A 21,897-nucleotide genomic window follows, 5' to 3' on the forward strand; every position below is an offset into this window, starting at 1 on the left:
TCTTTTCAGCCTTATCATGAAGACGAAGAGTTAAATCCATAGAGTTCAGACGGGTTATCGACAAATAATCTCTGCCGGACCCGGTCATTACTTGCCCAGTGAAAGATTCTGGAGAGAATCAGGGCATCATCTGGCATGTTCTTATTTGCGCTAATAAGGTTTGGGTGCGGCCAGTCGCTTCCCCACAGCACGCGTTCGGTGGCTTCATGCAAAAAACCTTTCATCACATCAGCCATATCAAACACATCATCCCGTTGCGACTGATGGTAAAGGGCTGACAATTTTACCCAGCAGCGCCCTGTCCCTATTAAGTCCCAGGCAAGTTGCCAGGCGGCATGGGACATCGGTTCCGGCTGCGGCAGTCGAAAGAAATGGTCGACGACCAGCCTGCCGGGGATCTGTTTCAACAAGGCGCGCAGGGCCCACAACTGGTCAGCAGTGGCATGGATCTGCACATGCCATCCACGTTCAGCCACCCGGGATGCCAGCGGTAGCAGCATCTCTTTCGTGGTGATACTGCCCGCGCCAAAATTGAAGCGGATCCCGGTCACCCCCGCTGCCGCGAGGCTGTCCAGCTCAGCGTCACTGACGGTATCGGTGACCACGGCTTCGCCGCGCACCACCGGACCAAAAGACTGCAGCGCATCGATCAAACAGCGGTTATCTGCACCGTACGAGGAAGGCTGAACCAGCACGTGACGCGTAAAACCCAGCCAGTGTTTAAACACGCGATAATCACTGACAGTGGCATCGGGTAAATTGCGCTTATCGTCCGGCGCATAGGGAAAACGCCGGTCAAAAATATGATGGTGGCAGTCACAACTATTCGCGGGTAATACGACTTCGGGCAGAGACGCCACATGGCTGTATTTACACTCTGCCCCTGGTTTCTCACGCAACACGTTAATTCATCACCCGCTTTAACTTATTTACCGCGGACTGCGGGCTACTTAACACCGCACAGGAGACGGCGGAACTGACCTGCGGGTAAGCGATCTCCATCGAGAAATGCGCCAGCAGAATGGCGTCGGCGTGCTGGTGCTGCATGGCCGCTTCGACAATCAGCTGGTTATGCAGGTGGGCGTTACCGGCATTCAGGGCATCACGGGCGCCCGGCACCACGTAGCTGGTCAGCGTGGCATCAACCTGACGCGCCGCAGCCAGCTCCCTGAACTCCTCCTCCATTCCTTTCACGGCAGGCCCAAAGGTGGCGAGCATGACGATATTGCGCCCTTTTCCAAGCGCATCCTCGAACATGGCTTCATTAGGCTTGAGCACAGGTAAGGTTTTACCTTGCGCGCTGGCCTCTATAGCGGCACCGAAGGCCGAACAGGTAAACAGCACCGCGGCGGCATCAATGCTGAGGGCATAGTCCACTAAGGCATCGATACGCTGATACAGACGCGGGGTAAGCGTGGCCTCTTTCGCGCGATCCACGCTCAGGGCGCCGTCCAGAAGATTGCTGACTTCAACTTCCGGCCACAGCAGTTTAAAAGTGTCATTGATCGGTGCCACAGCCAGCGGGGTGGCGTGGATCAGGACGATACGTTGGCTCATGGCTCTCTCCAGATAACAGGCTGCCCGTATTCGGGCAGCCACAACCCCAACTCAGGAGCGAATAGCCGCTGCCACTTTTTCCGCAAATGCCTTAGTGCCGCAGGTGCCGCCCAGATCTGGGGTGCGGGTAGCCGGGTTCTCCAGCACTTCATCCACCGCACGGTTGATTTCATCGGCTGCTTTCAGGAATTTCGGCTGGTTATGCTTTTCGGCATACCAGGCCAGCATCATCGCCGCAGAGAGGATCATTGAGACCGGGTTGGCTTTGTCCTGATTCTGGATATCCGGCGCGGAACCGTGCTGCGCCTGGGCACAGCAGTGGGTGTCACTGGCCATAATGGAGCCCGCCAGGCCCAGGCTGCCGGAGAGTTCGCTTGCCAGATCGCTGATGATGTCGCCGTAGAAGTTGGTGGCTACCAGCACGTCGAAACGTTCCGGGTTACGCACCAGGTGCGCGGTGGAGGCATCCACCAGCAGGTCATCCAGCTGCACTTCCGGGAACTCTTTCGCCACAGTGCGCACGGCTTCGAGGAACAGACCATCCGTCATATGGAAGCTGTTGGCTTTGTGGATAGCCGTCACTTTTTTCTTGCGCTGCATCGCCAGCTCAAAGGCTTTACGCGCGATACGCTCGGAGCAATGACGGGTGATTTTGCGGGTGGACAGCGCCATATCCGGGCTCGGCATCACTTCGCCCCAGCCGCGGGTCATATTACGATCCGGATAAAAACCTTCCGTGGCTTCACGCATGATCACCAGATCCATGGTTTTGCCCTCTTTCATGTTCGACGTCAGGAACGGACGCGTGCGTGCCGGACGCACGTTCGCATAAAGATCCAGACCGATACGGAAGCCCGCCGAGACGTTACGGCCACCCTTTTCAGGAACGGGATAGTCCGCGTGGGACTGAGTGCCGAGGATGATGCCATCATAGGTTTTCGCTTTGTCTAAAGACTCCTGACGAAGCGTGGTGCCATATTTTTCCAGGCTCTTAAAGCCTACGTCTTCGTAATCAAACTCAAAACCCAGGCCGAAGGCTTTATCCAGTGAATTCAGCACCGTTACTGCTGCTGAGGTGATTTCAGGACCGATACCGTCACATGGAAGAACCAGAATGCGCATAAAAACTCCAATAGGTTGTTTGCTTTAGATTGCATTTTTATATCAATAAATGCATGCAAGGTAAGGTGATGGAGATCACGTTTATCTGATAAATCTTTTTGGATTTAGCATTTCGTTTACCTTTCATGCACTTGCAAATAGCAAATTCTTACGTCTTAAATCGCCTGAAACTGCTAACTCAGGGCCATTCACGCCACAGGCGGATGGGCTTTTTAATTAGCGGCAAAAAATGTGATCTTAACCACGTTTTAACAAACCGCGAATTTGCATTTATAGACGTATAAAAGCAGTATAGCGGCATCAACGTGTTTGTGAGGAGTGAACATGACTAAGTTAGGTGTTATCGCCGATGACTTTACCGGAGCCACCGACATTGCCAGTTTTATGGTCAATGCAGGCTGGAAAGTGGTGCTTTTTAATGGCGTGCCTTCGGAAGCATTCGACGCGCAGGATACCGATGCCATTGTGATTGCCCTGAAAAGCCGTTCCATCCCGGTCAATGAGGCGGTGGAACTGTCTTTATCGGCTTCGGCGTGGCTGCAGGCACAGGGATGCCAGCGACAGCTTTTTAAGTATTGCTCAACCTTTGACTCGACTGCTCAGGGCAACATCGGCCCGGTGACCGATGCGCTGATGAAGTTCCTGAATACCCCTGCAACCCTCGTCTGCCCGGCGGTTCCGGATAATGGCCGCACCATTGTGCATGGCCATCTGTTCGTTAAGGGAGAACTGCTTAATGAAAGCGGCATGGAGCACCATCCCGTCACGCCAATGAAGCATTCTTCCCTGAAAAAGCTGATGGAGGCGCAGTCGGTGGGGCTGTGCGGTATGATTAATCTCGATAAAGTGAAAAACCACCCGGACGAGCTAGCGCGTGAGATTGAAACTCAGCTGGCGAACAAGGCCCGTTATTTCATCTTCGACGTTCTTGATAATCAGGATCTGTTGACTGTCGCCCGGGTTACGGCGCACTTCCCGCTGGTGACCGGTGCCGCCGGACTGGGTTACGCCATCGCCGCTCTGGACGAACACCGCGCGCTGTCCGGAAAACAGGCCATGCACATTGATGCCCGCGGGGCCAGCGTCGTGCTCTCAGGCAGCTGCTCGGCTATGACCAATCAGCAGGTCGATTTCTATCAGCAGCGCGCCTCCTCGCTGGCGCTGGACGTGGAAAAAATCATTCAGGATCCCGCTTACCTGGAGTTTGTGTCGCAATGGGTGATCGCCCACGCCAGTGATCACCTGGCGCCGATGGTTTATGCCACCCAGCCACCGCAAATCATCGAGCTGATTCAGAAGCACTACGGCGCTGAATACATCAGCGACCGGATCGAGACCTTCTTCTCTTCGCTGGCCAAGTCGCTGACCCGGGCAGGTTTTAATAAGTTTATTGTCGCGGGAGGCGAAACCTCCGGCGCGGTAACGCAGGGTTTAAACATTGAGGGGATGGTCATTGGCGAGCCGGTCGCGCCGGGCGTGCCCTGGACCCAGGTTCTCAACAAACAGCAGTGGGTCATTCTCAAATCCGGGAACTTTGGTAGCCAGGATTTCTTCCAGAAAGCACAGGAACATTATCATGAGTGAAAAACAGTTTAGAGAGGATATGGTTCGCTATGCACGTTCCATGTTTGAACGCGGATACAGCAGCGGCGGCGCGGGTAATATCAGTCTGAAGCTTCCGGACGGCAATATTCTGGCGACCCCAACTAACTCAAGCTTTGGCGATCTTGATGCGGACGCGCTGAGTAAAGTCACCATGCAGGGTGAGCTCCTGTCCGGGCAGAAAGCTTCAAAAGAGGTGCTGATGCATCTTGCCATGTACCGCCAGCGCCCGCAATGCGGCGGCATCGTTCACCTGCACTCTCCCTGGCTAACCGCCCTGTCGTGCCTGCCAGGTATCGATCCTGAAAATGCCCTACCCCCGATTACCCCCTATTACGTAATGCGCGTGGGTAAACTTCCCGTTGTGCCTTATATTCGTCCGGGTTCACCGCTGATTGCGGAGCATGTTGAAAAACTGGCGGCGGAACATAATTCCATTCTTCTGGCCAATCACGGCCCTATTATTTCTGGAAAAGATATCCGTGAGGCGGTATTTAATGCCGAAGAATTAGAGGAGACGGCAAAACTTTATTTCATGCTTAAGCCTTTTGGTATGAATACTCTGACCCAGGAAAATGTCGACGAACTCAACGCCACATTTAATATGAAGTAAATAACAACTGAAAGCCTCTGCGTAATATATTACGCAGGGTTTACCCTGCCTGTGTCACCCAAATTATAATAAGGCCATCTATGTCTCTTATGCTTATCACCGGGATAGTTATGTTTGTCATATTAACCTGGTGTCTCCTGAAAAACATATTCCCTCCCAGTATCTTATTTATTGTCCTGCCAACTGCTGCGGCATTAGTGTGTGGCTTCGGTTTCAAAGAGTTAGGCGACTATGTTGCCCAAGGTTTGAAATCTGTGGTGGGCACAGCAACGCTCGTTGCCTTCAGCGCCATGTTTTTTACCCTGATGAAAGAGGCCGGGGTATTCGACGTAATTGTTCGCTTTATCCTGCGCTTCATTATGCCCTCCACATTTTCGGTGTTAATCGCGACCCTCGTAATTGCATCCATTTGCAGTCTGGATGGTAACGCGTATGCGACTCTGCTGGTGACAGTACCCGCCCTGCTGCCAATCTATGAGAAGATGAACATCAGCAAAAAGACGTTGTTACTCTTGATCACTGTGGGTGTAGGCGTCACCGGGATCACCCCCTGGGGCGGATCGCTTAACAGAGCAATCGCGGTGACGCATCTGGATATTCTGGATGTCTATTACCGCCTAATCCCGCTCCAGGCAATTCTGTTTGTGCTGGGCGTGATGCTGTGTTGGTTTATGGCGAAGATCGAAAACAGAAGCGGCTCAGGTATTTCACCGGATGATTTTCATCATATGCGCGCCGATATGCTCACCTGCAAAACAGCTCATAATCCCTGGTTGCTGAAACTGAACTTCGCATTAGTTATTGCCACCATTGTTATACTGGTATCAGGCCTGGTTGCTGGCAATTATCTGTTTATGATTGCTTTTTCGCTAGCGGTTATTATCAATTATCCTGACGCAAAGAAAGCCCAACAAAAAATAAAAGAATATGCCCTGACAATATTTCCCGTGATCGTTATATTTTTAACCATCGGTGTGTTTGTTGGCATTCTGCAAAATACCGGCATTATTAAAGTATTAGTGAGTGAGATCGCCGAAATCTTCCCCACCAGCCTGGGTCCCTATCTGTATCTTATTCTCGCGGCCTTCAGCGTGCCAATCGTTATTCTGATAGGTTCCGATGCTTTCTATTTTGCTCTGTTACCTCTCGCGGTCGGCCTTGGCCAGAGCTTCGCCGTGTCGCCTCTGCACGTTACGATTGCCATGCTCATTACTGAACAGATTGGCTTGCTGCTGAGTCCGGTTATACCGGCCACGCATCTCGGACTGAGTCTGCTCAATTTACGCGTTGATGAACATATCAGACACTCTATGACGAAAGTCTGGATCATGAGCGTTTGCGCGCTCATCGCAGCACTGGTAATCGGAACTATCCCTGTGTGAGAGTAAGACAAAAACCTCACTTGAGGCAGTGAATAAGGTAAGGGCAGAATAATCTTCGAAATAGAAGTGCGTTACCAGGCGCTAGCCCTTCTGCATACAAATGTCCGCTTTGGCACAGAATGTGCCTATCAGCAATATAAAAGCATTCAGATATATATCATTTCTATGAACATACCCGATTAACGGCAGAATCTCACGATTCTGCCGCTTTTTTATTATTTTTCTGGGAAGTAGTAATGAGCAACTCTGAAGGTTGGTAGTCATTTTAACAAACGCTTTCTGGTCTGCCGCAGTGGGCATCGGCTGATTGCGTAGCAGGGCCACTGGTATCTGCCGGTATCACCGGCATTAACATTGAAAACGACCAGGGCAGTCACGTCCGCCTGATAATTCGTGATGCCGAAGGTCGGATAGTTGATGGGCATGGAACTTTTAACCGGATGCCGGTGAAGGTCTTAGCCGCTATAACCGCAGGACAGGCATCCACACCGACACCTTCCCTCCGCTGACTCCGAATCATTTAACAGCAACATTTCACCTTCCCAAATGCGCTTTATTACCTCATACGCCAGGCATCGCCGCTGGCGTTTTTTATTGACGGAGAAAATCCATGACGACACAAAAGCAATGCGAATTGGTGCCCGCTAATGAACCTCAATTTGACCTTACTGCAACACCAGTACCTGACGAACAGCGTCTCGATTTCTGGCCGCTGTACTTTGGCACTATCCCGCAGTGGATAACGCTGGAACCACGCATTTTCGCCTGGATGGACCGCTTCTGTGATGAGTACAACGGCGGTATCTGGTCCTTTTACACGCTCAGCAATGGCGGCGCGTTTATGGCTCCCGATGCTGACAGTGATGATAAATGGCATCTGCTCAACAGCATGAACGGCAATGATGCGGAAATGAGCGCGGAAGCCGCCGGTATCGCTGCCTGCCTGATTGAATACAGCCATCACGCCTGTCGCACCGAATGCGATGCCATGACTGAGCACTATTACCGACTGCGGGATTATGCCCTGCAGCACCCTGAATCCAGCACCATTCTGCGCATTATTGATTGAGGATACTCATGATGGAACAGTCAATCTCCCCACTGGCTCCGGTACTCCCACTAAGCGCACAACGCACTGTGCAACATGCCCTGGCCCTGCTTGACCGCCACCTGCGCGAAACTGGCGTGGCGTTTACCTCCACACAGGCCGCCCGCGACTGGCTGCGGTTGAAAATGGCCGGGCTTGAGCGAGAGGAGTTTATGGTGCTTTATCTCAATCAGCAGAACCAGTTGATTGCCCACGAAACCCTGTTTGCCGGTTCCATTAGCAGCACCGAGGTACATCCCCGTGAAGTGGTCAAGCGGGCTCTGTACTTTAATGCGGCAGCAGTGTTATTTGCGCACAACCACCCTTCCGGTGACACCACACCCAGTCAGGCCGATAAAGCTGTCACGCAGCGTCTGGTGCAGGCGCTCCAGCTCGTTGATATCCGTGTGCCTGATCACCTTATCGTCGGTGGCACGCAGGTATTGTCGTTCGCTGAACACGGTCTGCTTTGAGGTATTACATGAAAATTATCAGTAAACGCCGGGCGATGACGATTTACCGTCAGCATCCGGCCTCCCGTATTTTTCGCTACTGAACCGGCAGATACCAGTGGCGCGGCAGTGTCTGTCATTACACCGGTCAGGTAGTTCCTGACATTCCCGGCGTGCTGGCGGTATACGCCGAACGTCGCCAGGACCGCAACGGGCCGTATGCCTGCCTAATGAGTATTACCCTGAACTGACAATAAAGGAGGCTATAAATGAGTAACATCACATGGGGCCTGCAGCGGGACATTACGCCACGCCTGGGAGCCCGTCTGGTGCAGGAGGGGAACCGGCTGCACTATCTGGCTGAGCGGGCAAATATCACCGATAAGTTTAGTGATGCCGAGTGTCTGAAGTTGGATGTCGCATTCTCGCATTTTATCAGTCAGATGGAATCAATGCTGACCACTGGTGAAATGAATCCTCGCCATGCCCACTGTGTCACCCTGTACCACAATGGTTTCACCTGCGAAGCCGATACCCTTGGTAGTTGCGGCTACGTATATATCGCCATTTATCCAACTAAACGCTAACGAATTTCACGAGAGCAAACATGAAAACTCTACCTGTTACAACTTCGCGGGCGGCGAAGCCCTGTCTGTCGCCCGTTGCAGTCTGGCAAATGCTTCTTACACAGCTACTAGAAAAACACTATGGTCTGACCCTGAACGATACGCCATTCAGTGATGAAACTGTTATTAAGGAACATATTTATGCTGGTATCACCTTGACTGATGCAGTCAACTTTCTGGTGGATAAGTACGAACTAGTGCGTTTTATCGGAATGGATTTTCGTGGTAAGAGCAGACCCCGTATATTTCCGCAGTAGATATTTTGCAAGCAAGGCGTTCTACCGGCTTGCTAAAAAATGACGTGAAATAAACGCTTAAATACAGAGCAGACTAAAGGAAAGCAAAATGCTAGTCTCACAGACAAAGAGGCTCCTGCTGTAACCTCCCCTCCCCTGCAAAAAACCTTACATTTTCTTTTAGGACCAACAATGGGACCAAGTTGCAAATTGAATTGAAGATTAAAACTTATCAAACAATAAGTTACACATCCAATTCAGACTCCGCCAGCCCACCACTTGTTCTTCCGGATACGTCCGGGGAAATCCTGAAAGCCCGCATGGCACAAGCCCTGCGGGCTTTTTTGTGTCTATCATTGTCCGAGAACATCCGGCTAAATCCGGCGATTATTGGTATACGCTTTTAGGTATACGGTAGGATGTATACCTAAAAGCGTATACCAATTCATGAAGGAGCAGCCACAGTGGCACGGACAACACGCCCCCTGACCAACACCGAAGTTCTGCGCGCTAAAGCGTTAGAGAAGGATTTAACGCTGCATGATGGCGATGGACTTTTCCTGATAGTAAAAACAAGCGGGAAAAAGCTCTGGCGTTTCCGTTATCAACGTCCGGCAACAAAGCAGCGAACTATGATGGGGCTCGGTGCCTTTGTAAGCATACCTCTTTTACTTCCACACACTTTTTAAGCTTTCCATACTTTCAACCACCAGCCCCCTACTCAGGCCTTTCACCTCACCAACAACAAATCACAATACCTCGTGGTGTACCGTGGTGAAAGCATCTCGCGCTTCATCTGCCATTGCGGCTTAATACCCTGCCCGGCAAAATAAAGTGTGCCCTTCCCGCTTTTTGCATTCAACTGATCAAGTATGTCCATTAACAGCCCGCTGTTTTTGCGGGGCGCGTTTTCGTCGAACAGGTCGAGTTGAGCAACGCCCTGGCTAAAAAAATCACCCAGCATTACTCCAGCTTTTTGGTACCTGTGCCCTTCTTTCCAGATACGGCTCAGGCATTTTGACGCGGCATTAATAATATCCCTGCTGTCCTGTGTTGGTGTCAGCAGCTTCACTGAAGCACTATTGCCGTAATATGGCTCATTCAGGGAAAACGGCGATGTCTTAACGAATGCTGAAATAAAGCGGCAGTGCTGGTGTTCCCCACGCAATTTCTCCGCTGCGCGCGCAGCGTAATAGCATATGGCCTGCCGCATCTGCTCGTACTCCGTAACGCGATCACCGAAAGAACGAGAACAAACTATCTCCTGCTTTTCTGGGGCAAACTCATCCAGTTCAAAGCAGGGCTCACCGCGCAGTTCGCGCACTGTGCGCTCCAGAACTACGTTGAAGTGTTTGCGAATAACCCAGGTGCTTTGTTCTGACAAATCCAGGGCGGTTTTGATGCCCATAGCGTTCAGCTTTCGACTGATACGCCTGCCAACACCCCATACATCTTCCACTGGGACCACGGCCAGCAACCGCCGCTGGCGGTCAACATTCGACAAATCAACAACGCCCCCCGTTTGCCGCTGCCACTTTTTTGCTGCGTGGTTCGCCAGCTTGGCGAGAGTCTTCGTCTGCGCAATGCCCACCCCAACAGTAAGGTGAGTGCGCTTCAGCACGGTAGAACGAATTTCTTTGCCAAATTCAGTGAGATCCTTGCAGTTACGGACCCCGCTCAGGTCGCAAAATGCTTCATCAATACTATAGATTTCCACGCAGGGGCTCATTTCTTCCAGTGTTGTCATCACCCGGTCAGACATATCAGCGTACAGCTCATAATTGCTGCTGAACGCCGTAACACCGTGCCGCCGAAAAGCCTCCTTTTGCCTGAAATAGGGCTCCCCCATCACAACGAACGCCTTCGCTTCCGCACTGCGGGAAATAACACAGCCATCGTTATTTGAAAGCACAACCACTGGCTTCCCTTTCAGGTCTGGCCTGAATACCGTCTCGCAAGATGCATAGAAGGAGTTAACATCGCAGAGCGCAAACATAGCTTAGCTCGCCACTTTCACAATAAAGGTCACCACACCAAAGATATCGAGGATCTCTTCACTGCCTGGAACAATGGGTGAATAGGCGCTATTCATTGGGTTAAGCTGCACAGTGGGCCGAAGCTGTAGCCGTTTAACAGTAAATTCACCTTCCACTGCGGCTATAACGATGTCACCGTGCGCGGCTGTGCGTGAACTGTCTACCACAAGCAAGTCACCGTCGCTAATTCCCCCTTCAACCATTGAGTCGCCACTGGCTTTCACAAAATACGTGGCGCTCGGGTGCACCACCAGTAACTCATTCAGATCAATACGTTGTTCTATATAGTCTGCCGCTGGAGACGGAAAGCCACATTGAACCATATCGCTAAATAAAGGGACTGAAACCGCCTGGCGCAGTTCATTTGGTGAATAAAACCGCATAATAAACTCACTTACGTTGATACTGGTTATGCATACAGTATATACTGTGAAAACACACAGTAAAGAGGACTTAAAACATGTTTGTGGAACTCGTTTATGACAAAAGGAATTTTGATGGTTTGCCGGGCGCCAGGGATATCATCCTGGGCGAGTTAAGCAAAAGAATGCAGCGTATCTTTCCGGATGCAGAAGTTCGGGTTAAACCAATGATGACACTGCCAGCAATCAACACAGACGCCAGCAAGCACGAGAAAGAACAAATAAGCCGGGTGGTACAGGAAATGTTTGAAGAAGCAGATATGTGGCTTACGGGCGAATAGCAAGCCTGAGTAACATGCCACAGCCGCAGCCCACCTCTGCCATTACAGGGCTGCGGTACTGGCTTACACGGCAAGCAGCCCCCCCCGCGCTCGGGTGAGTCTTCCTGCTCTTGCATAGCGGTAATCATCTGCTGGCCTGCACTGAGCATTTCCACATACAGGCAGGCTGTGCAGTACAGATTGCAGCAGGGGTTACTCGCCGGGGGCAATACTACCGGCGCCTTCCCTTCGCCACGGAAGCAGTCCAGTTAAAATCACTGACTTCACTCTCCTTCAGTGATTCAGGTTTCTTGCGGCGCACCGGTTTTTTCTTCGTTTTTTCAGCCTGTGCTTTCTCTTTTTCAAGCTTTACAGACATCACTTGTTGCCGGGCCTCGGCAGTCAGTTCTTTCTCTTTTTTGCCATCCGGCTCTTTGCCGGTGCGTTCACGGTATTTCTGTATCAACCCTTGCAGCGTTTCCTCAACCACCAGGCGTTCATCGGCATTGAACTGGTCGATAGAAATCATTTTTGTATCTTTCATAGGATAGCGTCCGTTGGCAAGTATGGCCCTCAGTGTACAGTAATCCCCATAGCGGTAACTGATGCTATCGCAAATAAATTCAAGTAAGTACGCAGGCCTTCCGCCAGATAAGTTAGCCCAAGGGTAGAGCAGGACAGGGCTGAAATACCACACCAACAACAGCGTGAGTGGCGGTAAAACTGCGGGTATATTAACAACATCTGAAAACAGCGTTATTTCTACCAGAAATACAGGTAAAAAAGAGCCAAACATGGGAAAATAAAGGCGATTAATAACGTAGTGAAAGTATATTAAAACTATTACCTGGAAATATAATAGCTAGCCAGTAAACCCACACATGCCCGTAATAGAAAAATGTACAGCGTTCATCGCTCTCACCTGAAACACGCCTTTCGAATACATAATTTTCTCTAACTAACTTGCACTCATCTGATGCAGATTAATACCTTAAAAACCAGATAAAACAACAAAAACCATTAAAAAACAATAAAATATAAAAACGCATTATTTATAAAAAATACTATTTACCGATCCATAATAGTGCAATTAACCACATATTCATGTTGCCTCATTTTTTTATAGGCACTACCCACATTTTTCATCATTTATATCATGCGTTACCTGTTGCAACATCAGGTCAACGTTATTGTAACGTTTTCCCTAATTCAGGGTGAAAAACTCTGGCCGGGCGAAAACCTGCTGATTCATTTATGAGATAACAATGATGACAAATAAACCTGTAGACAGTGCCAGTACCACAACCATTGAGTTAAGCACTATTCAGCCTATTCCACTCAATGAGCGCCACGGTAAACCACAGAATCTGTTTACCATCTGGTTTGGTTCTAACATCATGCTGCTCACGGTAATCACCGGGGCACTGGCTGTCAGTATCTTCCATTTATCGTTTTTGTGGGCAACCGTTGCAGTATTGATTGGCAACCTTGCCGGTGGTTTGTTTATGGCACTCCACTCTGCACAGGGGCCGCAGTTAGGCGTGCCGCAAATGGTGCAAACCCGTGGTCAGTTCGGCTCATATGGTTCTGTGCTGGTCGTGGCACTGGTTGTCATCATGTATATCGGCTTTCTGGCCTCTAATTTAGTGCTGGGCGGCCAGTCTCTGCATGCCATCTATGCGCCCGTGTCCATCAATATGGGGATTATCGTTTCCGCACTGCTGAGCCTGGTTGCCTGCGCATTTGGCTACAACCTGATCCACGCCTATACCAAAGTGATGTCGTGGGTTTCAGGTTTTATCCTGGTCGCCGCCTTTGTGTGGATAATTTTTGTCACCGGGTTACCGGCCAATTTTCTGGCACGCGGTGATTTCAATTTGAGTGGTTTCCTGGGTGCCGTTTCTATTGCCGCATTATGGCAGCTGGCTTATGCCCCATATGTCTCTGATTACTCGCGCTATATGCCGAAAGATATCAGTGAAAAAAGTGTCTTCTGGTGCAGCTACCTGGGGTGTGTGCTGGGCTCCCTGTTCCCCATGATCCTCGGTATTCTGGTTTCTGTCTGTATTGGCGATGGCGATTTAATCAACGGCATTGTCAATATGACAGGCGGGCTGTCGTCAACCGTTATCATCGTGTTTGCTGTTGGTATTGCCGCAACTAATGCCATGAACCTGTACTGCGGTGTGCTGTGTACACTCACACTGGGCCAGACTTTTTTCCCTAAATGGTCCCCCCTTTCTGGTGCACGCATTGCCGTATCCATTGTGACTGTGCTCATTGAAGTTTTAATTGCTATCTATGGGCAGGAAAACTTCCTGGTCAATTACACCAACTTTATTCTGATGCTGCTCTATGTACTGGTGCCATGGACTGCCATTAACCTGGTGGATTACTACCTGGTCGCACACGGTAATTATGATGTTGCCTCGTTTTTCCGCCGGGATGGCGGCATTTATGGCTACTTCAATTCAAAAGCTATTTTCTGCTACCTGCTGGGCATTATTGTTGAAGTCCCATTTATGTCTACGGCCATTTATACCGGCCCGGCAGCCACAATGTTAGGTGGCGCAGATATTTCCTGGATAATCGGCCTGGCGGTAGTGTCACCGGTTTATTACCTGCTGTGCCGCACTCAGCCTGCCGTACAAGTATCATCCGTTAAATCCTGAGAGAGCCAGCAATGACTAAAAGCGAATTTGATTACATCATTATTGGCGGTGGCTCTGCAGGTTCAGTACTTGCCGCACGGCTTTCAGAGCACAGCGAGTTGAGTGTTTGCCTGGTTGAAGCGGGCAGCAACGATGCCACGCCACGCATCCAGACACCGGCCGGAACCATCACGCTGTATAAGAGCCAGAAATACAGCTGGAATTACTACTCCACACCACAAAAGAGGCTGGGTGGCCGGCAAATTCATGTTCCGCGCGGGAAAGCGCTGGGTGGTTCATCATCCATGAACAGCATGATTTATATCAGAGGGTTACCCTCAGATTATGACCGCTGGGAACAGAAAGGTTGCCCAGGCTGGGGCTGGCAGGATGTTCTGCCCTGGTTTAAGCGCTCAGAGAAAAATCTGCTCAATCAGTCTCCCGAATACCACGGGTTTAATGGCGAATTACTGGTTGATAAACCGCGGGACACCAACCCGGTGTCTGCTCTGTTTGTCTCTGCAGGTGTGCGGGCGGGCTTGCCGGAAAATAGTGATTTTAACGGCGCATCACAGCCCGGTGTTGGTATCTATAATGTGACCCAGAAAGATGGCAAACGGTTATCAAGCTACCGCGCATTTCTGCACCCCTGCCTGAGCCGCCCCAACCTGACAGTCATAACGGGCTGCACAGTAGATACATTGATTCTCAAAGGAAAAGCTGTTGCTGGTGTCAAAGTCATTTTGCCAGGAAGTGATGCGCCAACTGAGCTGATGTGCCGCCGTGAAGTGGTGCTGTGTGCCGGTTCTATTGGTTCCCCACATATTCTCATGAAATCGGGTATTGGCCCGCGTGCGTCACTGGAGCCTGCCGGTGTTGCCGTTGCCCACGACCTCCCGGGGGTTGGGCAAAATTTGCAGGATCACCTGGATGGCCTGGTTACAGTACGAACCCGCAATCCGTTAACGCTCGGCTTCTCACTGGCGGCATGGAAACCTATTCTCACCTCGCCATTCCGCTATCTGTTCCGGCGCAAAGGCTGGCTGACCACCAACTACGTCGAAGCCGGTGGGTTTGCCTCTACCCGCTTCACCAACCATCACCCGGATATCCAGTTCCACTTTGTGCCGGGTTACCGCAGCCACCGAGGTCGCCTGTTTGAATGGGGGCATGGTTATGCCATTCATACCTGTGTTCTGCGCCCGAAATCTGTCGGTGCGCTGCGCCTTACGCCGGAAAAACAGCCTGAAATTGATTTTAACTTCCTTGCAGATCCATCCGATGCCAGCGTGCTGGTCGAAGGGATAAAAGCCGCCAGAAATATCCTTGCCCAGCCTGAGTTTTCCGCATTTTGCGGCAAGGAGATGCTGCCCGGTAAACAGATACAGACGGATGAGCAACTGCTGCAGTACGTGAAAGAAAACTGTGCCACCGTATTCCACCCGGTTGGCACCTGCAAAATGGGAAATGATGCCATGAGTGTCGTTTCCCCTGAAACACTCAGGGTGTATGGCATTGCTAATTTGCGGGTTGCCGACGCATCTATTATGCCGGACCTTATCAGCGGCAATACCAATGCGCCTTCAATCATGATTGGCGAGCGCGCCGCACATATGATCCTTAACGCAACCACAGCACCGCAAGATGTCGCCCACGAGGAGCAAGCGTATGCATGACAGACAAAGCTGGGAAAACCGCCTGAACAATCAACAGTTTTGTTCCTGGTCAGTGATTAACGGTGAGCGTTACTTTGCCAAAGATGGCGGAAAGTTGCCGGTCATCAACCCTGCTACCTGTTCAGTCCTGGCAGAGGTAACTGCATGCCAGGAAGCAGATATTGATGAAGCGGTGCATTCGGCCCGGCGTACATTTGATTCAGGCATTTGGTCTGAGCAACCATTGCAGGTGCGTAAGGCAGCATTGCTGCGGCTATCACAACTGATTCTTGAGCATAAAGAAGAGCTGGCGCTGCTGGAAAGCGCCAGTATGGGGAAACCGGTAATGGATGCACTGAACGGAGATATCCCCGGTGCGGCTCATGTGATTGCCTGGTATGCCGAAAGCATCGATAAAATTTACGGTGAAGTTGCCCCCACACCGCCCGGCTCGCTCGCCACTATCACCCGCGAACCCATTGGAGTGGTTGCCGCCATTGTGCCGTGGAACTTCCCGCTGGATATTGCCGCATGGAAAGTTGGCCCGGCGCTGGCAGCAGGTAACAGCGTTATTCTGAAACCTTCAGAAAACTCCCCGTTCACCGCCATCAGGCTGGCTGAACTGGCACTGGAAGCCGGGTTGCCTCCGGGCGTTCTGAATGTTGTCACAGGCACAGGCATTGAAGCCGGGGCCGCACTTGGCAAACATCATGATATCGATGTGGTCACCTTCACCGGTTCGACCTCGGTTGGCAAAGCATTCATGGCATACTCAGGTGAGTCTAACCTGAAACAGGTATGGCTCGAATGTGGTGGTAAAAGTGCCAATATTATTTTTGCCAATTGCCGTAATTTGGATGAAGCGGCAGAAAAAGCCGCGTTTGGTATCTGTTTTAATCAGGGGGAAGTGTGCTCTGCCAACTCCCGGTTGCTGGTTGAACGCTCAGTCTACCCGGCCTTTATTGAAGCCCTGCTCAGCAAACTGCACGCCTGGCAACCCATGCACCCACTGGACTCACAAGCCAGAATGGGTGCCATGGTTTCATCTGCCCATAAAGAGAAAGTGCTGGGTTTTATTGCTACAGCTCTGGAGCAAGGCGGCGAACTGCTCACTGGTGGCACTGCTTGTGAAATCGAAGTATCAGGAAATTACATCTCGCCCACAGTAATTAAGATCAGCGATGAAAATGCCGCTTTATGGCGCGAGGAAGTATTCGGGCCGGTGCTGGCAGTAAAAGTGTTTGACGAAGAGCCAGAGGCAATTCAGTCTGCCAACAATCATATTTATGCCCTTGCCGCATCGGTCTGGACTGACGACCTGAATCAGGCTCACCGGGTTTCCCGCAAGCTTAATGCGGGCACCGTATCCGTTAATACCGTTGATGCGCTTGATGTCACTGTACCTTTTGGTGGCAACCGGCAGTCAGGGTTTGGCCGTGATCTCTCTTTACATGCTTTTGATAAGTTCACCAGGCTGAAAACCACCTGGCTGGCATTGCGCTAACGACACAACCGTGCGCTTCCCGGGCCAAAAACCCGGAAGCGCGCTCAGTGCCCTGCGATTAACCCCCTGTCATTTCACAGACACAGATACCGGTTACGCTGGTATTTTCACAGACAATTTTCGCAGGCAAGAGCCCCGCCATGAACCCCGTTAAACTCGCAGCAACTTTTATTGACCCCAGTGTACGCATGCGTGAATGCCAGACCGGCCGGCAATGCGAAATTCTGGCTGCAACCGCCATGGAATACAGCACATTGGGGGATTTTTCATATATTGGTGAGTACTGTACCGTTGCCGATGCCACTATCGGGAAATTCACGGCTATTGCCAACCAGGTACGGATTGGCGCGCCCAATCACCCAATGTCCAGGCCAGCTCAGCACCGTATCACCTACTGCCCGGAGTACTATTCCCAGCATGCAGCACGAGACCATGCATTCTTTGCCCGTCGCCGTGCCGCTACAGTCACTATTGGTAACGATGTCTGGATTGGTCATGGCGCCATTGTGCTGCCGGGTGTCACTATTGGTGATGGTGCGGTTATTGCCGCCGGAGCGGTGGTCAGCAAAGATGTAGCGGCTTACACCGTCGTGGGTGGTGTTCCTGCCAGAGTAATTCGCCCACGCTTTGCCCCGAAAACGGCACAGCAGTTACAGCAAATAGCCTGGTGGAACTGGCCGCTGGATACCATTATTGAACGTCTGGCAGACTTTCAGAGTGAAAATATTGAAGCATTCTGTGCAAAGTGGCAGGCGTAAAACCAGAGCCAGCCCAATACCTTCACAGAATGTCATGCTGATGAATAACGCTGGCAGGTTATTGCTAAATCTGTTTAACCCTTACCAGAAAAAGCCCGGTTACAGTAACCGGGCTTGCATCATTCAGGGACGTGACGCAGTACCATCTGGTGTGCGCGCCATGGTCCAGGAAGGAATGCCACCTTCACATGGGTATTGCGCTGCTTTGGCTTCGTCAATATCTATCCCCAGGCCTGGCTTGTCATTCAAATAGGCATAGCCATTGTCTATCTCCGGGCAACCCGGGAACACGTCGCGTAACGCGTCATTCATTGGCGTGTATTCCTGAATACCAAAGTTCGGTGAACTTAAATCCAGGTGCATGTTAGCGCAAACACCAACAGGGGAAATGTCTCCCGGTCCGTGCCATGCGGTACGCACCCCATTCAGCTCACTGTATACAGCAAGTTTCTTCGCCGGAGTAATCCCGCCAATAGTGCTGACATGGCAGCGAATATAATCAATCAGTTTGTTGTCAATGAGCGGTTTCCAGTCATTGACGTTCACAAACAATTCCCCCATAGACACTGGTGTGGAAGATTGTTGGCGCAACATTTTCAGCCAGTCGATATTTTCTGGCGCCACAGGGTCTTCAAGATAAAAGAGCTGATACTGCTCAAGAGTTTTTGCCAGGTTAATCGCTGTTACTGGGGTCACTCGCTCATGTACATCGTGTATAAATTCGATTCCAAAGCCCAGTTTATTACGCAAGTGCTCAAATAAACGTGGAACACTTTTCGCGTAAGCTTCCGGATCAAAATAAATCCCCGGAGTTTTGTTACGAGGTGAACGCTTGGGTTGAATGTTTTTAGCACGAGCTAAATGAGTGGCAATCAATTTAAGATCGTCGGTCCCAGCCCCGCCGTACATTCCCATTTGGCAACGAACATACTGGTAGCCTTCTTCCATTCTGGCGCGGATGTTATCTTCTACTTCAACTTCATCCCCACCATCTGTGTGGCAATACAACGGAATTCCGTCGCGGCATTTGCCCCCCAGCAGGTCATAAACCGGCATACCTGCCAGCTTGCCTTTAATATCCCATAAAGCCATATCCACACCAGACAGGGCATTATTCATGATGGGACCATTGCGCCAGTAACCGCTCACCGCAGCCGATTGCCAGATATCATCAATACGAGACGGATCTTTACCAATCAGAAAGGGGGCCATGTACTCATCAATTGCGCTTTTTACCGCGAAGATACGCTGGGTAAATGTCGCGCAACCCAGGCCATATAACCCCGGCTCATTGGTTTCAACTTTAACTACAGCCAAATCAATGCCGCCAGGCGCCGTCAGGATCGTTTTCACGTTGGTGATTTTCAGTTTACTCACTTTAACTCCTCAATTCAGCGAACCTACGGCATGGCATGCCGTAAAGGATCACACAACAAGTTGTAAGTTGTCCTACAAGTTAGTGGTGTTATATCACGCTTATCATGATGCGTACTCTTGGGAGTGACGTTATGTGACACTGATCAGATTTTGTTTATTAAAATCAACAAAAATATAATAAAAACATGGAAATGATAAATAAACACAAAAATAAAAATGAAACTTAATGTGATCAATGTAGCAAATACCTTCTCGTAACATTGATTTTATACACACAAAAACACACCTTAAATGAGTCAGTCGTCATACAAATTTCACAAGTGAGGAAATAACATGTCCGCTTTATTTGACTTAACAGGGAAAACAGCGCTGGTAACAGGATCTGCACGTGGGCTTGGCTTTGCTTATGCCGAAGGTCTTGCTGCTGCGGGTGCACAAATTATTCTGAATGATATTCGCGATACGTTGCTGGCTGAGTCAGTAGAGAAACTGGTAGCTAAAGGCTACAAAGCCCATGGTGTTACTTTCGACGTTACCGATGAACAAGCAATTGAAGCTGCTTTTTCTCACCTTGATGAACAAGGGATCCATGTTGATATCCTGATCAATAACGCCGGTATTCAGTATCGCAAACCCATGGTAGAGCTGGAACTGGAAAACTGGCAGAAAGTGATTGATACCAACCTGACCAGTGCCTTTTTGGTGTCTCGTGCCGCAGCAAAACGCATGATTGCACGTAACAACGGAGGGAAAATAATCAATATTGGCTCATTAACCAGCCAGGCCGCCAGGCCAACCGTGGCACCTTATACTGCAGCCAAAGGGGGTATAAAAATGCTCACCTGCTCAATGGCTGCAGAATGGGCACAATTTAATATTCAAACCAACGCTATTGGGCCGGGTTATATCCTGACAGATATGAATACTGCGCTTATCGAAGATAAACAATTCGATAGCTGGGTCAAAAGCAGTAACCCATCACAGCGTTGGGGCCACCCGGAAGAGTTAATCGGTACTGCCGTCTTTTTATCATCAAAAGCATCAGATTATATCAACGGGCAAATTATTTACGTCGATGGTGGTTGGCTCGCAGTTTTATAAAACAGCCACGTACTCTACCTACTTGCCTTTAAAATTTACGGCATGTTTTCAATACTGAGCATGCCGATATAATACAGGTATTATTATGAAGGCCTCAAGATCACGACTCTTTATCCTTACACTGTTGTTTATTGTAACTGCAATCAATTATATGGATCGTGCCAACCTTGCTGTAGCAGGTACCAATATCCAAAATGATTTCAGTTTGTCGCCAACCCAGCTTGGGCTGTTATTTTCAATGTTTACCTGGGCCTACGCTGTAAGTCAGATCCCGGTAGGCTATGTTCTTGATCGTATCGGCTCACGTATTCTTTATGGTAGCGCAATTATTTTGTGGAGTATTTTCACATTCATGATGGGATTCTCGTCACATCATTTATTTGCCACTGCTACAGCTTCATTTATTATGTTACTGTCCTGCCGGGCACTGATCGGTATTGCAGAATCCCCCTCATTTCCGTCTAATACAAAAATAATAGCCACCTGGTTTCCTGATCATGAACGGGCACGCGCCACAGCGATTTACTCCAGCGCCCAATATATTGGTCTGGCATTATTAACACCTGCACTGTCGTTTATTGTGGCTAACTATGGTTGGGAAATGTCATTCTATTTATCTGGTGCAGCAGGTATTCTGTTTGGTGTGTTCTGGCTGGTTTATTACCGCGATCCACAGCACAGTAAAACCGCCAATCGGGCAGAGCTCGACTATATCAAGGCCGGTGGTGGTTATGGCTCTACCAACCAGGCCACTGTGAGTGAAAAGATTAGCTGGCACGACATTAAATTCTTCCTTAGCAAGAAGACTGTTTGGGGCTTATTTATTACTCAATTCGCCTGCTCATCAACACTCTATTTTTTCCTGACATGGTTTATTGTTTACCTGGAAAAAGGCCTTCACCTGTCTGTTTCAAAAGCCGGTATTGGTGCAATGCTTCCTTATATTATGGCAATGTTTGGCGTGCTCTGTGGTGGCACACTAAGTGATATGCTGATTAAAAAAGGCAAATCCAGAACACTGGCCAGAAAATTACCAATCATGGCTGGGCTGGGTGTCACCATGATTATTGGCCTGGTAAATTTCTTTGAAAACCAGCCAGTCATTGCCATCATTATTCTGTCAATCGCATTCTTCGCCAATGCTTTTTCAAATCTGGGTTGGGTTGTCTGGAGTGATGTTATTCCCCGTAATTTCCTTGGTACCATGGGCGGTTTCCTTAATATTTGTGGAAATCTTTCAGGGATAGTCAGCCCTATCGTTATTGGCGTTATTCTCCAACGCACTCAAAATTTCCAGTATGCCATGTGGTATATCGCAGGTGTGGCCGGGCTTGGTTTATTAGCCTACATATTCCTTGTCGGAAAAATTGAAGTCATTATTCCCGAAAAAAAGAATACCAAAAACCTTAGCGAGAATGCAATTAAGCCGGCAACAGCTAACAAATAAAGAGGTAAT

At 49.9% G+C, this 21,897-nt stretch carries 20 protein-coding genes and 4 pseudogenes; 17 read left to right on the top strand and 7 right to left on the bottom strand.

Annotation, left to right across the window (positions count from 1 at the left end):
* Positions 1–14 precede the first annotated feature (14 nt).
* From DES37_RS00315 to DES37_RS00325, 3 genes are read right to left on the bottom strand one after another with little or no spacing between them, the layout of a single operon-like run.
* Positions 15–902 (bottom strand): amidohydrolase family protein, encoded by an 888-nt coding sequence (locus tag DES37_RS00315; RefSeq protein WP_110024451.1) that lies wholly within the window; start codon positions 900–902, stop codon positions 15–17.
* Between the two features lies 1 nt (position 903).
* Positions 904–1,557, bottom strand: coding sequence for an arylsulfatase (locus DES37_RS00320; protein ID WP_103792986.1), 654 nt, complete (start codon positions 1,555–1,557; stop codon positions 904–906).
* Positions 1,558–1,608: 51 nt separating this feature from the next.
* Entirely contained in the window at positions 1,609–2,679 is a 1,071-nt protein-coding gene (locus DES37_RS00325) for an isocitrate/isopropylmalate dehydrogenase family protein (RefSeq protein ID WP_110024452.1), read from the bottom strand.
* Positions 2,680–3,003: 324 nt separating this feature from the next.
* Between DES37_RS00325 and otnK the strand changes: the two genes are divergently transcribed.
* From otnK to DES37_RS00380, 10 genes and pseudogenes are all read left to right on the top strand, one after another.
* On the top strand, positions 3,004–4,263 hold the full coding sequence (gene otnK, locus DES37_RS00330) for a 3-oxo-tetronate kinase (RefSeq protein WP_110024453.1): 1,260 nt from the start codon (positions 3,004–3,006) through the stop codon (positions 4,261–4,263).
* Positions 4,256–4,894 carry a 3-oxo-tetronate 4-phosphate decarboxylase gene (gene otnC / locus DES37_RS00335; RefSeq protein WP_103792989.1) on the top strand — a complete coding sequence of 213 codons (639 nt, stop codon included), beginning with the start codon at positions 4,256–4,258 and terminating at the stop codon, positions 4,892–4,894. The genes otnK and otnC overlap by 8 nt, the downstream gene beginning before the upstream one ends.
* 65 nt (positions 4,895–4,959) lie before the next feature.
* The gene (locus DES37_RS00340; protein WP_342768385.1) at positions 4,960–6,276 is read left to right on the top strand and encodes an SLC13 family permease; all 1,317 of its coding nucleotides are present in this window, start codon (positions 4,960–4,962) and stop codon (positions 6,274–6,276) included.
* A gap of 323 nt (positions 6,277–6,599) precedes the next feature.
* Positions 6,600–6,772 (top strand): annotated as a pseudogene (locus DES37_RS25560) (DUF905 family protein); the annotation flags it as partial.
* A gap of 114 nt (positions 6,773–6,886) precedes the next feature.
* On the top strand, positions 6,887–7,345 hold the full coding sequence (locus tag DES37_RS00355) for an antirestriction protein (protein ID WP_110024456.1): 459 nt from the start codon (positions 6,887–6,889) through the stop codon (positions 7,343–7,345).
* A gap of 8 nt (positions 7,346–7,353) precedes the next feature.
* On the top strand, positions 7,354–7,836 hold the full coding sequence (locus DES37_RS00360; protein WP_110024457.1) for a JAB domain-containing protein: 483 nt from the start codon (positions 7,354–7,356) through the stop codon (positions 7,834–7,836).
* Between the two features lie 8 nt (positions 7,837–7,844).
* Positions 7,845–8,066, top strand: a pseudogene (locus tag DES37_RS00365) (DUF987 domain-containing protein).
* Between the two features lie 18 nt (positions 8,067–8,084).
* On the top strand, positions 8,085–8,402 hold the full coding sequence (locus DES37_RS00370; RefSeq protein WP_110024458.1) for a type IV toxin-antitoxin system YeeU family antitoxin: 318 nt from the start codon (positions 8,085–8,087) through the stop codon (positions 8,400–8,402).
* A 20-nt stretch (positions 8,403–8,422) separates the two neighbouring features.
* Positions 8,423–8,751, top strand: a pseudogene (locus DES37_RS00375) (TA system toxin CbtA family protein).
* A 390-nt stretch (positions 8,752–9,141) separates the two neighbouring features.
* Positions 9,142–9,345 (top strand): annotated as a pseudogene (locus DES37_RS00380) (integrase arm-type DNA-binding domain-containing protein); the annotation flags it as partial.
* Between the two features lie 62 nt (positions 9,346–9,407).
* Here DES37_RS00380 and DES37_RS00385 read toward each other — a convergent pair.
* Together DES37_RS00385 and DES37_RS00390 are read right to left on the bottom strand one after the other, a co-directional pair.
* Positions 9,408–10,673: a Y-family DNA polymerase gene (locus DES37_RS00385; protein WP_110024459.1), complete on the bottom strand. Its 1,266-nt coding sequence runs from the start codon at positions 10,671–10,673 to the stop codon at positions 9,408–9,410.
* 3 nt (positions 10,674–10,676) lie between these two features.
* Positions 10,677–11,096, bottom strand: a complete 420-nt coding sequence (locus tag DES37_RS00390) for a translesion error-prone DNA polymerase V autoproteolytic subunit (protein WP_036103965.1) — start codon at positions 11,094–11,096, stop codon at positions 10,677–10,679.
* Between the two features lie 77 nt (positions 11,097–11,173).
* Between DES37_RS00390 and DES37_RS00395 the strand changes: the two genes are divergently transcribed.
* A complete protein-coding gene (locus DES37_RS00395; RefSeq protein WP_036103963.1) occupies positions 11,174–11,416 on the top strand; it encodes a DinI family protein in 243 nt (80 codons plus the stop codon).
* Between the two features lie 211 nt (positions 11,417–11,627).
* Here the strand turns inward: DES37_RS00395 and DES37_RS00400 are convergent, their stop codons facing one another.
* A complete protein-coding gene (locus DES37_RS00400) occupies positions 11,628–11,939 on the bottom strand; it encodes a hypothetical protein (RefSeq protein ID WP_036103961.1) in 312 nt (103 codons plus the stop codon).
* Positions 11,940–12,660: 721 nt separating this feature from the next.
* Here DES37_RS00400 and DES37_RS00405 point away from each other — a divergent pair.
* The 4 genes from DES37_RS00405 (at position 12,661) to DES37_RS00420 (ending at position 17,963) form a co-directional block, all read left to right on the top strand.
* Positions 12,661–14,067 (top strand): purine-cytosine permease family protein, encoded by a 1,407-nt coding sequence (locus tag DES37_RS00405; protein ID WP_110024460.1) that lies wholly within the window; start codon positions 12,661–12,663, stop codon positions 14,065–14,067.
* An 11-nt stretch (positions 14,068–14,078) separates the two neighbouring features.
* Positions 14,079–15,722 carry a GMC family oxidoreductase gene (locus DES37_RS00410; RefSeq protein ID WP_110024461.1) on the top strand — a complete coding sequence of 548 codons (1,644 nt, stop codon included), beginning with the start codon at positions 14,079–14,081 and terminating at the stop codon, positions 15,720–15,722.
* Positions 15,715–17,205, top strand: a complete 1,491-nt coding sequence (locus tag DES37_RS00415; protein ID WP_110024462.1) for an aldehyde dehydrogenase — start codon at positions 15,715–15,717, stop codon at positions 17,203–17,205. The genes DES37_RS00410 and DES37_RS00415 overlap by 8 nt, the downstream gene beginning before the upstream one ends.
* Before the next feature lie 140 nt (positions 17,206–17,345).
* On the top strand, positions 17,346–17,963 hold the full coding sequence (locus DES37_RS00420) for a DapH/DapD/GlmU-related protein (protein WP_110024463.1): 618 nt from the start codon (positions 17,346–17,348) through the stop codon (positions 17,961–17,963).
* Positions 17,964–18,086: 123 nt separating this feature from the next.
* Here the strand turns inward: DES37_RS00420 and DES37_RS00425 are convergent, their stop codons facing one another.
* Complete coding sequence (locus tag DES37_RS00425; protein WP_110024464.1) at positions 18,087–19,340, bottom strand: enolase C-terminal domain-like protein; 1,254 nt, start codon at positions 19,338–19,340, stop codon at positions 18,087–18,089.
* Between the two features lie 333 nt (positions 19,341–19,673).
* Here DES37_RS00425 and DES37_RS00430 point away from each other — a divergent pair, with 333 nt between their 5' ends.
* A complete protein-coding gene (locus DES37_RS00430; protein ID WP_110024465.1) occupies positions 19,674–20,441 on the top strand; it encodes an SDR family oxidoreductase in 768 nt (255 codons plus the stop codon).
* An 85-nt stretch (positions 20,442–20,526) separates the two neighbouring features.
* On the top strand, positions 20,527–21,888 hold the full coding sequence (locus DES37_RS00435; protein ID WP_110024466.1) for an MFS transporter: 1,362 nt from the start codon (positions 20,527–20,529) through the stop codon (positions 21,886–21,888).
* The last annotated feature ends 9 nt before the right edge of the window (positions 21,889–21,897 follow it).

Origin of the sequence: Mangrovibacter plantisponsor (assembly GCF_003182475.1) — a bacterium.
GTDB classification, from domain to species: domain Bacteria; phylum Pseudomonadota; class Gammaproteobacteria; order Enterobacterales; family Enterobacteriaceae; genus Mangrovibacter; species Mangrovibacter plantisponsor.